The 14,427-nt window shown below is 47.0% G+C and carries 13 protein-coding genes; 6 read left to right on the top strand and 7 right to left on the bottom strand.

The genetic code is table 11. The features are described from left to right. Positions 1–29 precede the first annotated feature (29 nt). Positions 30–506, bottom strand: coding sequence for an Lrp/AsnC family transcriptional regulator (locus tag NGM44_RS00125; RefSeq protein WP_253223676.1), 477 nt, complete (start codon positions 504–506; stop codon positions 30–32). 174 nt (positions 507–680) lie between these two features. Here NGM44_RS00125 and leuA point away from each other — a divergent pair, with 174 nt between their 5' ends. The 3 genes from leuA (at position 681) to NGM44_RS00110 (ending at position 5,607) form a co-directional block, all read left to right on the top strand. Continuing rightward, positions 681–2,399, top strand: coding sequence for a 2-isopropylmalate synthase (leuA, locus tag NGM44_RS00120; protein ID WP_253223675.1), 1,719 nt, complete (start codon positions 681–683; stop codon positions 2,397–2,399). A 220-nt stretch (positions 2,400–2,619) separates the two neighbouring features. Beyond that, positions 2,620–5,298, top strand: coding sequence for a DNA gyrase subunit A (gyrA, locus tag NGM44_RS00115; RefSeq protein WP_253223674.1), 2,679 nt, complete (start codon positions 2,620–2,622; stop codon positions 5,296–5,298). A gap of 90 nt (positions 5,299–5,388) precedes the next feature. Further along, positions 5,389–5,607: a hypothetical protein gene (locus tag NGM44_RS00110; RefSeq protein WP_253223673.1), complete on the top strand. Its 219-nt coding sequence runs from the start codon at positions 5,389–5,391 to the stop codon at positions 5,605–5,607. A 33-nt stretch (positions 5,608–5,640) separates the two neighbouring features. On the opposite strand, the gene dnaG is transcribed toward NGM44_RS00110, so the two are convergent. Continuing rightward, entirely contained in the window at positions 5,641–7,656 is a 2,016-nt protein-coding gene (gene dnaG / locus NGM44_RS00105; RefSeq protein WP_253223672.1) for a DNA primase, read from the bottom strand. Between the two features lie 115 nt (positions 7,657–7,771). Further along, on the bottom strand, positions 7,772–8,857 hold the full coding sequence (locus NGM44_RS00100) for an outer membrane protein assembly factor BamD (RefSeq protein WP_253223671.1): 1,086 nt from the start codon (positions 8,855–8,857) through the stop codon (positions 7,772–7,774). 224 nt (positions 8,858–9,081) lie between these two features. Between NGM44_RS00100 and NGM44_RS00095 the strand changes: the two genes are divergently transcribed. Genes NGM44_RS00095 through NGM44_RS00085 form a run of 3 tightly spaced genes read left to right on the top strand, consistent with a single transcriptional unit; the run spans position 9,082 to position 11,602 of the window. Further along, the gene (locus NGM44_RS00095) at positions 9,082–10,146 is read left to right on the top strand and encodes an RluA family pseudouridine synthase (protein ID WP_253223670.1); all 1,065 of its coding nucleotides are present in this window, start codon (positions 9,082–9,084) and stop codon (positions 10,144–10,146) included. Positions 10,147–10,189: 43 nt separating this feature from the next. Then, positions 10,190–11,014, top strand: a complete 825-nt coding sequence (locus tag NGM44_RS00090; RefSeq protein ID WP_253223669.1) for a polyphenol oxidase family protein — start codon at positions 10,190–10,192, stop codon at positions 11,012–11,014. 27 nt (positions 11,015–11,041) lie between these two features. Beyond that, the gene (locus tag NGM44_RS00085) at positions 11,042–11,602 is read left to right on the top strand and encodes a flavodoxin family protein (protein ID WP_253223668.1); all 561 of its coding nucleotides are present in this window, start codon (positions 11,042–11,044) and stop codon (positions 11,600–11,602) included. Between the two features lie 16 nt (positions 11,603–11,618). On the opposite strand, the gene NGM44_RS00080 is transcribed toward NGM44_RS00085, so the two are convergent. Genes NGM44_RS00080 through tolR form a run of 4 tightly spaced genes read right to left on the bottom strand, consistent with a single transcriptional unit; the run spans position 11,619 to position 14,418 of the window. Next, on the bottom strand, positions 11,619–11,891 hold the full coding sequence (locus tag NGM44_RS00080) for a hypothetical protein (RefSeq protein ID WP_253223667.1): 273 nt from the start codon (positions 11,889–11,891) through the stop codon (positions 11,619–11,621). Further along, positions 11,892–13,163 carry a translocation protein TolB gene (locus tag NGM44_RS00075; RefSeq protein ID WP_253223666.1) on the bottom strand — a complete coding sequence of 424 codons (1,272 nt, stop codon included), beginning with the start codon at positions 13,161–13,163 and terminating at the stop codon, positions 11,892–11,894. It abuts the gene before it with no gap. 22 nt (positions 13,164–13,185) lie between these two features. Continuing rightward, positions 13,186–13,971: a hypothetical protein gene (locus NGM44_RS00070; protein WP_253223665.1), complete on the bottom strand. Its 786-nt coding sequence runs from the start codon at positions 13,969–13,971 to the stop codon at positions 13,186–13,188. 9 nt (positions 13,972–13,980) lie between these two features. Next, a complete protein-coding gene (gene tolR, locus NGM44_RS00065) occupies positions 13,981–14,418 on the bottom strand; it encodes a protein TolR (protein ID WP_253223664.1) in 438 nt (145 codons plus the stop codon). Between the last annotated feature and the right edge of the window lie 9 nt (positions 14,419–14,427).

The following is a 14,427-nucleotide window of genomic DNA, read 5'->3' as shown; positions in this document are numbered from 1 at the left end:
ATTTTATATCCATCCAAACCATATTTAAGCTACACCGCCGAACGGCTAAACACTTCGCGTAATTCAAAGCTTGTGTGTAATTGGCTGACACCATCGATTTTACTTAGGCGATGCAGTAGAAACTCTTCATAATGACGCATATCTTTGACCAAGACCTTGAGCAGGTAATCTTCGCTGCGACCCGTGACGACGCTACAGCTGACCACTTCATCAAAGGTGCGAATTTGGCTTTCAAATTCGCCAAAACGCTCAGCGGTATGCTTATCCATACTCACCGCCACATAGACCGACAGCGTATAGCCCAGTGTAGCAGGGTCGGTGTGTGCATGATAGCCTGTGATGATGCCAAGCTCTTCAAGCCGTTTGATACGGCGGATGGTGGGCGTGGCGGATAGGTTGATGATTTCGCTGATCTCGCTGATGGATGCTCGTGCATTGTTTGTTAAAACCCGTAAAATCTTACGATCGATGCCATCAAGTGTCACGATGTCTTGGGTGGCTGCCATAACTGATAAATCTCTTAAAATGAGTGAATTTCACTATATATTATCAAAAAATTAGTGATTTGTACTCATTGATTCTAAAAATAATGCAAAAATAGGTAAAAATTGCTATACTAAATTTGTTATGATACCAAGCATCAAAAATTACGATTAATTTGCTTTTAATTTGGAGCCATCATGCCACATATTACCCCAAAAAATCCTGCGTTTGATTTTACCAAATATCGTCCTTTTGAATTTGCGCCCAAGCTGACTGATCGCACTTGGCCGGATAAGACCATTACCAAAGCACCGATTTGGGCAAGTGTTGATTTGCGTGATGGCAACCAAGCCTTGATCGACCCGATGAATATTGAGCAAAAATTAAAATTCTTTAAATTGCTTGTGGACATCGGTTTTAAAGAAATTGAGATTGGTTTTCCTTCTGCGGCACAAGTCGAATTTGATTTTACCCGTCGCTTGATCGAAGAAGGTCATGTGCCTGAAGATGTGACTTTGCAGGTATTGGTGCAGGCGCGTGAGCATTTGATTGAGCGTACTTTTGAAGCACTTCAAGGTGCTCGCCGTGCCATCGTCCATGTGTATAACTCAACTTCAAAAGTCCAACGAGACAAAGTCTATAAGATGGACAAAGAAGAAATCAAACAAATCGCTATCGCAGGGGCGACGATGCTTCGCGACAAGGCAAAAAATTATCCAGATACCGAATGGGTGTTCCAATACAGCCCAGAGAGCTTCAGCCAAACCGAGACCGACTATGCGGTCGAAGTGTGTGATGCTGTCTGTGAAGTGTGGCAACCACAAAACGGTCAAGCGGTCATCCTAAATCTACCTGCCACTGTCGAAGCCAGCACACCAAACATCTATGCCGACCAAGTGGAATATTTCTGCCGTCATCTCAAGCAACGAGAGCACGTCATCATCAGCCTACATACGCACAATGACCGTGGTTGTGCGGTGGCAGCGTCCGAGCTTGGCTTGATGGCAGGTGCTGATCGTATCGAAGGCACGCTATTGGGCAATGGCGAACGCACAGGCAATATGGACATCCTAGTGATGGCAATGAACCTATATACCCAAGGTGTCGATCCTGAGCTTGATTTTAGCCAAGTCAGTGAAATGGTGCAAATCGTCACTGAGTGCAACAACCTACCAGTACATCCACGCCATCCGTATGTTGGCGAGCTTGTGTTCACTGCATTTAGTGGCTCACACCAAGATGCCATCAAAAAATCACTGGATTATAACGAATCGCACAAAGAGACGGATAATCACTGGGATGTGGCATATTTGCCAATCGACCCGCTACACATCGGCCGTGGCTACCAAGATGTAGTGCGTATCAATAGCCAGTCAGGCAAGGGCGGTGCAGCGTATATTCTACAGCGTCATTATGGCTTTAATTTGCCACGCTGGACGCAGATTGACTTTGCGCGCGTGGTGCAATCCCAAGCCGAAAGCTTGGCGCGTGAGCTAAAAACTGAAGAGCTTTTGGAAATCTTCACCCAAACTTATCTATCTCAAGATACTTTCCGATTGAGCGACTACACCATCAACAACAAAGGCGGTGAAGTGACATTCCAAGGTCAAGTGGCAGCACCGACCGAAGTGTTTGAAGTCATCGGTCAAGGCAACGGTGCATTGTCAGCGTTCATCGATGGACTTGTCAAAGCAACTGGCAAGCAAATCCATGTCACCAACTATGCCGAACACGCCATCAGCCAAACAGCACAAAGCGACAGCGATGACGGCAAGGACAACCAAACGCACAATGCTGCCGCCGCTTACATTCAGCTGTCTGTCGATGGTCAAATCTACTCAGGCATCGGCACCTGTAACAGCACTGTCTCAGCGATGCTAAAAGGCGCGTTGTCAGCATTGGCACAGGCTTGGTAATTGACCATTTTCATACCCAAAAAAGCACAGATTACAGTCTGTGCTTTTTTATTGGTCGGTTTAGTCTTTGATGGCTAGAATGCCTTGGTATTCATTGGGTAAAATTTCTATCAAAACCAATATCGATAATTGCAACAAAATTCACAATTTTTTGCCAATTTATGCTATAATAACTCGTTAAATTTTCGGGTACTTTCCCAGTGATTTTCAAAGGATTTTTATGAGTGATTCAGTCAGTCCGATTGGTATTGTCGATGAGTTAAAGCGGTCATATTTAGACTACGCCATGAGCGTCATTGTCTCTCGTGCATTGCCAGATGTGCGTGACGGACTCAAGCCTGTGCACCGCCGTATCTTGTACGCCATGCACGAATTGGGCAACGATTATAACAAAAAATACCTAAAATCAGCCCGTGTGGTCGGTGATGTCATCGGTAAATACCATCCGCACGGCGACATAGCAGTGTATGATGCCATCGTGCGTATGGCGCAGGATTTTAGCCTGCGTTATATGTTGGTCAATGGTCAGGGTAACTTCGGCTCGATGGATGGAGATCCACCAGCGGCGATGCGTTATACCGAGATGAAGATGCAGAAGCTGACGCATCGTATGCTTGCTGATCTGGACAAAGATACCGTCGATTGGGAAGATAACTACGACGGCTCTATGAAGATGCCAAGCGTTCTGCCTGCTCGTATCCCAAATCTACTGGTCAACGGTGCAGCAGGTATCGCCGTGGGTATGGCGACCAATATGGCACCGCACAATCTCACCGAAGTGCTAAACGCCTGCCTTGCTTATGCTGACAATCCAAATATCTCGACAGATGAGCTGATTACCCATATTTCAGGCCCAGATTTCCCGACGGGTGGTATCATCTATGGTCGTAGCGGCATCATTGATGCGTATCGCACGGGCAAGGGTCGTCTGCACATCCGTGGTCGCTATCACATTGAGCCGATGAGCGATAGCGGTGCAAACAAAGACCGTGAACGCATTGTCTTTACTGAGATTCCTTATCAGGTCAATAAGGCAAATCTGATTAAGCACATCGCTGACTTGGTCAATGCCAAAAAAATCGAAGGCATTAGCGAGATTCGTGACGAATCGGACAAAGAAGGTGTGCGAGTCGTGATTGATTTACGTCGTGGCGAAAATTCGGAAGTCATGGTCAACAATCTATTCACCCAGACACCGCTAGAGTCAAGCTTTAGCATCAATATGGTGGCACTGGATAATGGTCAGCCTAAGCTGATGACTTTGCGTGATTTGGTGGCGGCATTCATCCGTCATCGCCAAGAAGTCGTGACACGTCGCACCATTTTTGAATTGAACAAAGCCTTGGCTCGTGGGCATTTGCTCGAAGGTCTGACCATTGCGCTTGCCAATATTGATGAAGTCATTGAGACCATCAAGCAGTCATCAAATAGAGCTGAAGCGCGCGAAAGATTACTTGAGCGTACTTGGCAGTCAGGTGGCGTGGTGGCGATGCTTGAGGCAGCTGGTGCCAGCTCGATTCGCCCTGAGTATATCGAGGGTGAGGATCTGAATGCGCCTTATGGCTTGATTGACAATAACACACGCTATCGTCTATCGCCTGAGCAGGTCAATGCCATCTTGGATATGCAGCTACATCGCTTGACAGGTCTAGAGCAGGATAAGCTGACGGGTGAATATCAAGAAATCTTGGCCGAGATTGCTCGTCTTGAGCTGATTTTGAATGACTTTGATGTACTGATGGGTGTCGTGCGTAGTGAGCTGATTGAGATTCGTGATGAATTTGGTGACGAGCGTCGCACAGATATCGTCGATGCGCGACATGACTTCAACCGTGAAGATCTGATTCCAGAACAAACCGTTGTCTTGACCGTATCGCACACAGGCTATGCCAAGACGCAGCCAATCAGTGATTATCAAGCCCAAAAGCGTGGCGGTAAAGGCCGTTCAGCCACCGCTATGAAAGAAGATGATGTGATTGAGCATATGCTTGTCACCAGTACGCACGCGCATATCATGTGCTTTACCAATACTGGTCGCGTGTTTGGCTTGCGTGGCTTTGAGATTCCGATCGCCAGCCGCGGTTCAAAAGGTCGCCCACTCGTCAACCTGATCAATCTAGAATCGGATGAATCAGTGACTGCCATCTTGCCTGTCACAGATCTTAAGGACGAAAACAGCTTTGTATTCTTTGCCACCGCATCAGGTACGGTTAAGCGTGTCGCCTTGTCACAATTTGCCAATTTGCGTGCTAATGGTCTAAGAGCGATTGATTTGGCAGAAGGTGATACGCTGATTGGCGTCGCAATCACCGATGGCAACCAAGAAATCATGCTATTTAGCAATGAAGGTAAGGCAATTCGCTTTAAAGAAGACAGCATCCGTGCGATGAGCCGTGTCGCCAAGGGTGTGCGTGGTATGCGTGTCAATCTATTGGCACTGAGTGATGATGAGGAGATTGTCGAAGACGACAGTGATGATACCGATGGCTTTGCTGTTAGCCGTGTGGTGTCGCTTGTTGTTGCACCGACCACTGGTGAGATCCTGTGTGCGTGCGAAAATGGCTTTGGCAAACGCACCCCGATTGACGATTACCCAACCAAAGGCCGTGGCGGTAAGGGCGTTATCGCCATTAAGACTTCTGAGCGTAATGGTCAGTTGGTCAAGGCAATTGCCGTGACTGGTGATGAGGATGTGATTTTAATCTCGGACAAAGGCACATTGGTGCGTACTCCAGTTGCCCAAATCGCTACCGCAGGGCGTAATGCGCAAGGTGTTAAGCTGATTCGCATCGCCGATGAAGAGGCCTTGGTTGGTATGGCGTGCGTTGAGCATGAAGAAGCGGATGATATTGATGATATCGAAGTTACCATAGTGACTGTCGATGATGAGAATGTATAATCCGTCTCATTTGACCAAATGCTAAAAAAGCCAGATTTGATACTGGCTTTTTTATTAGCTTTGATAAATCATTTAAGAGTAAAATTGTTTATGACAACTTCACAAAATAAGCCTGCACCAAACGAACCTTCAGCACAGCCTAACAAACCTGTAATCTTACAAGGCATGGGTACAAAGCTGCTTGTGCTGATTTTATGCGCTGTAAGCTTTGTGGCGGGATTTTATGCACATCAAGCACGACAAATCAATCATTGTGAATCATTGGGACAAGTAGCACAAAAGCAAGGCTCTGTGGTGATTTGCATTTAATAATCATCTTAAATGGCAGATATGGCAACGCCATCACAATGACTTATCAAAAATCTCCGCCAGTGCCGAGCGATTGGTTTGTGCATTCCAGTGTTTCAGCTGCTGCAATCGGCGTTTGTGAATCTCGGACAGCACCAGATTTTGGCAGCTACCCATCTGCTGCTCTAGATGCTTGATGATGACATTGCCCAAGATCTCATTGAATAAAGGCGATAGATTCTGCATATTGTGGCGTTTGGTTGCTTTGGCAAATTCCACCCAGTGTTTTTTAAGCAAATCTTGTAATTCTATCGGTAGGGCAGCGATGATAAAATGTGCTGCCTGCTCGGTGTCGAATTGTAATTTGCTCTGAATCATTGATTTAGCAATCTCAATAATCTGACTGAGCAAGGGGGCGTTTAGCGATGCCCAAGTCGGTAACGGTGGCGATGTCAAATCCTGCCGCGCAAGATGACCGGCAAACTGCTCGTGCACCTTATGCAGCTGTGCAGCATGGATCAGTCGATCCAGTGGGTCATCCGCCAAGATTTGTGGCTGCGATAATAAGCATAGGCTTAGCTGCAAGGTAGGGTCTTGGCTATTGATGGTGTAATTAGCGCGATCAACCTTGTTAAACCGTGATGTGGTGCTGCGTCCGACAGCTTTGATTTTTTGGTAAATATCGCTATTAAGCCACCATCTTAGGCTTGAGCCTTTGGGGAATAATTCACAAAAACTACGCAATTGCGCCATTGCAGCGGCTTTTTGTTCAGGTTTATCAAGGTCAAATCGCGCGCTTAATGCTTGAAAAATATACTCAGATAAGCTTAAGGATTTTTTCAGTTCATCTTGCATGGCAGCCGCGCCATGCTTACGCAAAAAGCTGTCGGGGTCGTGCTGATCAGGCAATAATAAGAATTTCAGCGTCTTGCCATCGGTGAGTACAGGTGCAGCCACTTCCATCGTGCGCCATGCTGCCTTTTGACCTGCACCATCACCATCAAAGCACAAAGTTAGACTGTCATGATAGCGCAGCAAAGTGGCGATTTGTGTCTCGTTCGCTGCCGTACCCATTGGTGCGACCGCACCAAAAATCCCTGCTTGATACAGCGCGATCACATCCATATAGCCTTCGACCATCAGATATTCGCTCGCTTTTTGTTGGCGCGCTTCATACATACCATATAGAATGTGCTGCTTTTGGAAAATTGGCGATTCGCTTGAGTTGATGTATTTAGGCGTCTCATCACCAAGACTACGCCCGGCGAACCCAACCACGCGACCTTGCTTATCTTTAATCGGAAAAATCACGCGATTGCGCAATAAATCAAAATCGCGACCTTTTTGTGATTGACGCACCAGACCTAAGATCTTTAAGCCTTCGATGTCTTCAGAAAATACCGATTCTAAATGCTGCCAGCCTTCAGGCGCATAGCCCAAGCGAAAAGTTGTGATGCTCTCTTCGCTAATGCCGCGATCCAGAAAATACTGTTTTGCCTTTGGGGTATTATTAAGCATAAATTGATAATACTGGCAAATATTTTCAAGTAATTGGTACAAATCGCCTTGTGGTTCTTGGGCGTTTTGGGGTAAATATGCAGGTGCAGGCTGTGGCGGATTTTGCCAAGCATTATCCTGAATCGGCATATTGCCAGCGATGGGCTGTGGCGGTGCAGGTGGTGCAATCGGCACAGGATTTTCCCCATTTGGTGCATATGGATGGGGCGATGAATCGGTTTTTTTCTTGGTATAGCGCGTTTTTTTGGCGTGATTGTCGTCTTTGGGCAGCTCGATGCCTGTCTGTTCAGACAGATATTTGACCGCTTCCATGAAGCTTAAGCGTTCATATTCCTTTAAAAAAGTGATCGGATTACCCTTGGCATGACAGCCAAAACAGTAGTACAGATTGGTTTCTGGATTGACATAAAATGACGGCGTCTTCTCTCCATGAAACGGACAGCAGCCCTTGAACTCACGACCAGCAGGCTTAAGCGTCGTGTGCTTTCGAATCATGCCGACCAGATCGGCTTGGCTGTTCAGCTGTTCGATGATGGATTCAGAAATGCGCATCTTTTTTATCTTGGTTTTTAGGTGAATAAGATCAATGCATTGTAGCACAAATTATCATTCGGACAAAAATAAAACGGCAAACAGTTGCCGTTTTATCTGCATCACATCAGTAGGATCAGTGCGGAATGTTATTCACATTGCCTGTATCTGTGTCTGATGGCAAGCCTAGGCTTAGGTTTGGCAAGCGGCGCTGATTTTCTGGAATCAATGAATTATTTGATGATTCGATTTTCGATTCATTGGTCTCAGGTAGGCGCAGGGCTTGTGCTTGGTGGATGCTCTGGGTGCGCGTTTGACCTGCATACTGACCTTCAAAGGCAGGGGCATCGCTTGCACGACCCAATTTACCAAAGCTGATGGCTGATAGTACTTTTTGGGCAGTGGTTTTTGCGCCTGTACCGCTTAGGCGAACCGTGCCATCATTGCTCAGATATTGTGGATAGTTAATTTGTAGCAGAGTTTTGTACTCATTAGAGGTCTCTGTCAAGCCCAGCTGCTCATTGGTATAGGCAAGGATCGCCACCGCTTCAGGCACAGATTCTGACTGCGGGAAGTATTGGAACACCCACTTGGCGCGGTTGGCAGCAGCGACCATTGCATCACGCTTGATGTACCAACGCGCGGCGACCAGTTCATTTTCTGCCAAGGCATTATAAATCGCCACCATACGCTGTGCGGCATCGGCTGCATAGGTACTGTTCGGGTAATTGTTTACCAAAGATTGAAAATCTTGGAAAGCTAGGCGCAGATAGGCAGTGTTGCGCTCGGCTTGATTGACACGATATAGGCGCGGGCCTTTTGGCGCACCGTTCATATTGGTCACGCCTTGCACATATAATGCGTAGTCAATGTTACGACTGGTTGGGTACAGGCGAATGTATTCGGCGGTGCTTTGGGTCACGGCTTCATAGTTGCCTTGTTGATACTGCACATAGATTAAATCAAGCAATGCCTGTTCTGCCAAGCGACCCGTCGGGTAGAAAGTGCGGATATTATTCAGCGCGATCACCGCTTCATTATTGTGTGATTTGGCGATGGATTCTTGGGCGTAGTCATAATATTGCTGTTCGGTCTTGTCAGCTGTGGTGATTACATCGTCTTTTTTCTTGGTGCCGAACAGACCGCTCATGCTGGCACAGCCAGTCAATACACTGCCTGCCAGTACAGCAGTCATCGCAATTTTTAAGGCGTTTGCTTTCATGGTTTCCTCATATAATTGGCATTGCCATTATGCAATAAATTTTCGCTAGTTTAGCATGATTTATCAGCCAAAACAATGAAACTGATGCCCAAAACTTATCAAAACGCCCACAGACAGCAAATTATAACCAAATGTAAAACTTGCGTAATAAAAGAAGGCGCGCTAATAATTGCGTTACAGTGGCGCGATAGTTAAAAGTATGTTAAAGTATTAGGTTTTATTTAATGAACAATCCAAGATCTGACATGAGTGTAGAACAATACGAAACCGCGATGCCTGATGCCATTGATGAGTCGCTGATTGATAGTGATGATGGTGATCATCTTGAGCTTGAGCATGATAAAGCCGCTCAAGTGCTGACACATACCGTCGCAGCCAATGAATCAGGGATGCGCCTTGATAAGCTTGCAAGCACCGTATTTACTGAGTTTTCGCGTGCCAATTTACAAAAATTCATCGAGTCAGGCGATCTTTTGGTTAATGGACAAAGTGTCAAGCCTAAGCACGCGGTCAAGGTAGGGGATCAGCTTGTTTTATCAGCGGTACTTGAAAATCATTCTGAAGATTTGCCCGAGAATATCGCGCTGGATGTCATCTATGAAGATGATGATGTCTTGGTGATTAATAAGCCTGCAGGTTTGGTTGTGCATCCCGGTGCAGGTAATCGCACAGGTACGCTTGTCAATGCGCTGCTGTATCATTATCCAGAGTCGGCACATCTGCCACGCGCAGGATTAGTGCATCGGATTGATAAGGATACCACAGGGCTATTGGTCGTAGCGCGTAGTAAATCAGCGCAGTTGGATTTGATAGATCAGCTTAAAGATAAAACTGTCTATCGTCATTATCAATGTATTGTACTGGGCGCACCCCATGAGATCATGCGCCATGCGCGCATCGATGCGCCGATCGGTCGGCACAGCACACAGCGCACCAAGATGGCGATCAAAGACACAGGCAAACCTGCCGTTACGCACATCATCAAGGCAACCGCGCTACATGAGCGATACAGCCTGTGCGATGTGCAGCTAGAAACAGGACGCACCCACCAAATCCGCGTCCATCTATCGTCCGTGGGGCATCCGCTGGTCGGTGATAAGGTCTATGGCACATCACCGCGCGCAGGTTTAAGTGCGGATATGCGCGCACAGCTTGCCAGTTTCCCACGCCAAGCCCTGCACGCGCATACGCTGGGCTTTACGCATCCTGTCACAGGTGAGTTGATGAAATTTTTTGCGCCACTGCCTGATGATATGCAAGCACTGATGGATGCCTTTGAAGCAGAATGATTTTTTTATTAGTTAGTATAAATTTATAATTACAATGAAGAAGATGACAACTATACCGCCAATCAGTGTGCCGATGACCCAGCTTTATCAAGATGATGGCATCTTTATCGCGCAGACGCACGCAGGTGAATTTGATAAATTTGACCAAGCTGATCTGTATGGTGAATTTAACTTAGGACTTCATGTTAAAGATAAGCCATCTGCTGTATTATTGCGCCGTGCTGCACTCTTAGATCAGTTAAATCAATCTACACAATCTAGGATTGATCATATCTATTGGCTCAATCAAGTGCATGGCGATACCGTCATTGATGTGGATGATGTAGCAAGCACACTTAGCGCACATTCTGCCGATGCGCTGATCAGCCATCAAGTGGGGCAGGCGCTTGCGATCATGACGGCTGATTGTGTGCCAGTGGTGATTTTTGGTGATGCCAATGATGGCATTGCCTGTATTCACGCAGGTTGGCAGGGTTTGGTCAATGGCATTATTGCTAAAAGCTTTGTCAAACTAAATCCGATGACAAATCCCAAAGCCATCATCGGCGCGTGCATTTCTCAAGCTGCTTATGAGATTGATCATGCGCTTGCGGTACGGATCTGCACGCAAATTAGCGATCAAAAGCTTGTTGGTTTAAACTTTGATGCGCTGTTTGATACCATCATCATCGCATCAGATTGTCAAGATAAAGTAAAAATTGATATTGTAAAACTGGCGCGCCTTGAGCTTGAACATCTTGGCATCAGCGTGATAAATGACAGTGTCGCTTGCAGCTATCAAGATGCCAATTTATACTCATATCGCGCCCAAACTCATGCCGCCAAGCCTGCCACCGGTCGCATGGCGATGATCGTAGCAAAAGTTTAATCATTAATAAGGATAAATGTAGAAAAAATGACCATCTTAACCGAAAATACGCCAAAAATCGCCATCATTTATCATTCTAATTATGGACACACTCGCCGTGTGGCACACGCCATTGCACAAGGGGTTGCGCGTGTTGGCAGTGCTTATCCAATCGATATCAGCAAGCTTAGTGATGATGACTGGGCAATGATGGATGGCGCGGATGTCTTGGTGTTCGGCAGTGCGGTATATATGGGCAGCACGACAGCAGAATTTAAGGCATTCATGGACAGCACATCTAAGCGATGGCTCAGCCGCGCTTGGCAGGGCAAATGGGCGGCAGGTTTTGCTAATTCAGGCGGGCTAAGCGGTGACAAATTGGCGGTATTGCAGCAGTTTTGCTTATTTGCCATGCAGCACGGCATGAACTGGATTGGCTTGCCATTATTGCCGACAGGTAGTAATGAGACCGATTTGAACCGCTTAAGCAGTTTTTTGGGTCTTATGACTCAGTCGCTTGATGCACCACCTGAAGTGACACCGTGCCAAGGGGATATTGATACCGCGATTTGGTTTGGTGAACACTTGGCAAAGACAGCGCAAAAATAATTTAAAAATTCTAAACCTAAAACCAATCTTCAAGCAGATACGCGTGTCTTAGCTGTTCTGCTTGGCTTGGTTTGGGTTTATTTTTTTGGGGCAATGTCAGATGCTCGCTATGATGCGTTACCTGCATCGGCGCTGTGACAGGGTGCAGTGTGATGGGCAAAGGACTGCGCGTCACTTGGATATGCTGACAGCCTGTAAGTGTCATCACCATGATGGCAGATGCAGATATTTTAGTAAATGTTGATTGACGCACGCTGTTACCCAGATTTACTTTATTGAGCTTTGCCATTTATTTTGACCAAATGGGATCGCGCACTTGCCCTGTGGTGGCGATGGCGCGCGTGCTGTTATTGTGCAGATTTCTAATCATCAGCTGACTTTGCTTGCCTTGACTGAGCGCATATACCAGCTGATTGCCAGATGGCGATAAGCTGGCTGAGATCTCAGTGCCTGATGCAGCAAAGCTTTGCTCGGTTTTGCCTTGAGTATTGGCAATGACGATGCGTGAGCCTGCGACATAGACGATTTTTGAGCCATCATGACTTAGGCGCGGATTGGTGGCGTTGGCGATCAGCGGTGTTGCGGTTTGGTTACCGAAATTTTGGCGGTATAATCCTTGGCGGCGACTGCCCTGATCAGCAGTAAAGATAAAGCCTTGATTGTTCGGCAGATAATTGGGCGAGTTTTCCGCACCGTTTAAATTGGTCAATCGCTCAAGAGTATTTAGGCTTAAATTTAGGCGGTAAATATTGGGATCATTATTCTCATGACTACCTGAGAATAGAATGCTTGTACCATCTGGGCTGAAGCTTGGCGCAAGATTATGCCCCCAAAACGGTGTCACCACACGGCTCTCGCCACCATTGACCGATTGGATTTGGATCACTGGCAAACCATTTTGACGCTGCACGCTATAGGCAAGCTGACTGCCATCAGGGGAGAAAGTTGGCGTTAGGATTGAGCCATTGACCGTGTATAAAGTGCGCGCGTTTTTCCCGTCGCTGTCGATGATTTTTAGCGTAGCGATCGGTGCAGATGGCGTGCCTGTGTTCTCGACATAAGCGATTTTTGAGCCAAAATCCGATGCTTGACCTGTGATGGCTTGATAAATCTTGTCACTAAGCTGCGCTGATGTGCGATTGATCGCGATTGGGTCACTATCGGTGATGTGCGTCTGTGCGCCGCCCAGACTTTTGCCATTGATCGCATCGATGACTTCATAAGTGATGGCAGTCTTTCCGCCTGCGATCGAATGCGCTTGACCGATGACCACATAGCCAAAGCCCTGATTGCGCCATGCATTCAGATTAGACAAGATCTCATTGCTATTATTGGTTTGCTGTGGCAGATTATTTTGGGTTGCGCCAAGTTCGGTCGTGTCAAGCTTAGCGGTGATGGCAGATGACAGCGCGTTATTACCGATGAACGGTAAAACGGCGACGCGCTGCGTACTTTGGGCGATTTGCTGCGTCACCGTCCAGACTTTATCATCATTAGCGCTTGCCATTTGGCTCATCGATACACTCAGCAGTGCAGCGGTCAGTAGGGTCATTTTTTTCATAATCATACTCAAAAACCAATGATCAATTCGGCGCTTGTGCACCATTGTCATCTTTTGGTTCATCAAAAATCAAAGTCTCGGTTCTAAATTCAAAGGTCATGCGACTGACCACGCCAGCCAATTCGCGATAAGGGGCGGCAGCACTGACAGCGGCACGAATCGATGGCTTAAGATCAGGATCGCCTGCACCAAAATCAATGCCAGCGACATTGCCTGCATCATCAAAACGCACGACAAATTGCATGGATTGATTGGGCTGCTTGGGCTGCGATTTCCATGCTGATTCGATACGGCGATAGGCGGCTTGTTGTACAGCAAGCTTATCAACGGTCGGTGTAGCGTTTGCTGTGCCTGCACCAGTTGTTTGTGCATGATCACCAACGCTCACAGATGATGCCAATTGATCATCGGCTGATGGCGCGCTTGTCGTATCGGTAAAGGTATCAAAAGTACTGATATCTGTGCCTGTATCAGATGGTGTGCTTGGCGTGCTTGATGAAGCGATTTGCGTGGTGGAATTGACCACGCGATTGGTTTGATAAGGATTATCTGACTGATAACGAGCCATCAGTGCTTTATCTGCACTGGATACTTGCGTTGTCTGTGCGGATTTTGCAGACTTTTGACTTTGTTTGTGATGATTTTGCAAGGCTTTTTGTGCTGCTGCCAAATCGTCTTGGCCCACCAAAGTGGTGGCAATGCCCGTATCGGCATCAGATGGCGCAATCAGTGGCGCAGCGATGGCAATAACAATCATCGCATGGATGACGACACTTGCCAAGATTGGCAGGGTATAAGACTGTGCCATACGCGCCCCTTATTTCGCCGACTCGCTAAGCAGACTCACCTGTGATACGCCTGCATTTTGGATCAGCGCCATGATGTGCATGATTTGATGATAGGGATTGTCCGCATCGGCATTGACCATGACTTGTAGCTCTGGATTATCGCCATGCATCTTGCGTAACAGCGCATCAAGGTGAGCATCATCAAGCGGCTCATCGATGGCATCTTTATGGCTGACAAACAGCGCGCCATCATTTTTAATCGTCACAATCACAGGCAGCGCATCGCTTTGGGTTACAGGCTTAGTCTCTTCTTTTGGCAAAGACACATCAACCCCTGTAGCCAGCATCGGCGCCGTCACCATAAAAATCACCAACAGCACTAGCATGACATCGATATAAGGCACGACATTCATCTCGGCATTAAGCGGCTTGGTGCTGCGTGCAAAAGAACTGTGGCGTTTGCTCATATTCTCACC

Source organism: Moraxella sp. FZFQ2102, from assembly GCF_024137865.1.
Taxonomy (GTDB): domain Bacteria; phylum Pseudomonadota; class Gammaproteobacteria; order Pseudomonadales; family Moraxellaceae; genus Moraxella.
The sequence above is the reverse complement of the archived record's forward strand: the minus strand, read 5'-3'. Positions and strand labels throughout refer to the sequence as shown.

What these genes read in the sequence shown, in the direction of transcription:
- NGM44_RS00125 (WP_253223676.1), bottom strand. Translation starts at nt 506, where the DNA reads ATGGCAGCCACCCAAGACATCGTGACACTTGATGGCATCGATCGTAAG.
- leuA (WP_253223675.1), top strand. Translation starts at nt 681, where the DNA reads ATGCCACATATTACCCCAAAAAATCCTGCGTTTGATTTTACCAAATAT.
- gyrA (WP_253223674.1), top strand. Translation starts at nt 2,620, where the DNA reads ATGAGTGATTCAGTCAGTCCGATTGGTATTGTCGATGAGTTAAAGCGG.
- NGM44_RS00110 (WP_253223673.1), top strand. Translation starts at nt 5,389, where the DNA reads ATGACAACTTCACAAAATAAGCCTGCACCAAACGAACCTTCAGCACAG.
- dnaG (WP_253223672.1), bottom strand. Translation starts at nt 7,656, where the DNA reads ATGCGCATTTCTGAATCCATCATCGAACAGCTGAACAGCCAAGCCGAT.
- NGM44_RS00100 (WP_253223671.1), bottom strand. Translation starts at nt 8,857, where the DNA reads ATGAAAGCAAACGCCTTAAAAATTGCGATGACTGCTGTACTGGCAGGC.
- NGM44_RS00095 (WP_253223670.1), top strand. Translation starts at nt 9,082, where the DNA reads ATGAACAATCCAAGATCTGACATGAGTGTAGAACAATACGAAACCGCG.
- NGM44_RS00090 (WP_253223669.1), top strand. Translation starts at nt 10,190, where the DNA reads ATGACAACTATACCGCCAATCAGTGTGCCGATGACCCAGCTTTATCAA.
- NGM44_RS00085 (WP_253223668.1), top strand. Translation starts at nt 11,042, where the DNA reads ATGACCATCTTAACCGAAAATACGCCAAAAATCGCCATCATTTATCAT.
- NGM44_RS00080 (WP_253223667.1), bottom strand. Translation starts at nt 11,891, where the DNA reads ATGGCAAAGCTCAATAAAGTAAATCTGGGTAACAGCGTGCGTCAATCA.
- NGM44_RS00075 (WP_253223666.1), bottom strand. Translation starts at nt 13,163, where the DNA reads ATGAAAAAAATGACCCTACTGACCGCTGCACTGCTGAGTGTATCGATG.
- NGM44_RS00070 (WP_253223665.1), bottom strand. Translation starts at nt 13,971, where the DNA reads ATGGCACAGTCTTATACCCTGCCAATCTTGGCAAGTGTCGTCATCCAT.
- tolR (WP_253223664.1), bottom strand. Translation starts at nt 14,418, where the DNA reads ATGAGCAAACGCCACAGTTCTTTTGCACGCAGCACCAAGCCGCTTAAT.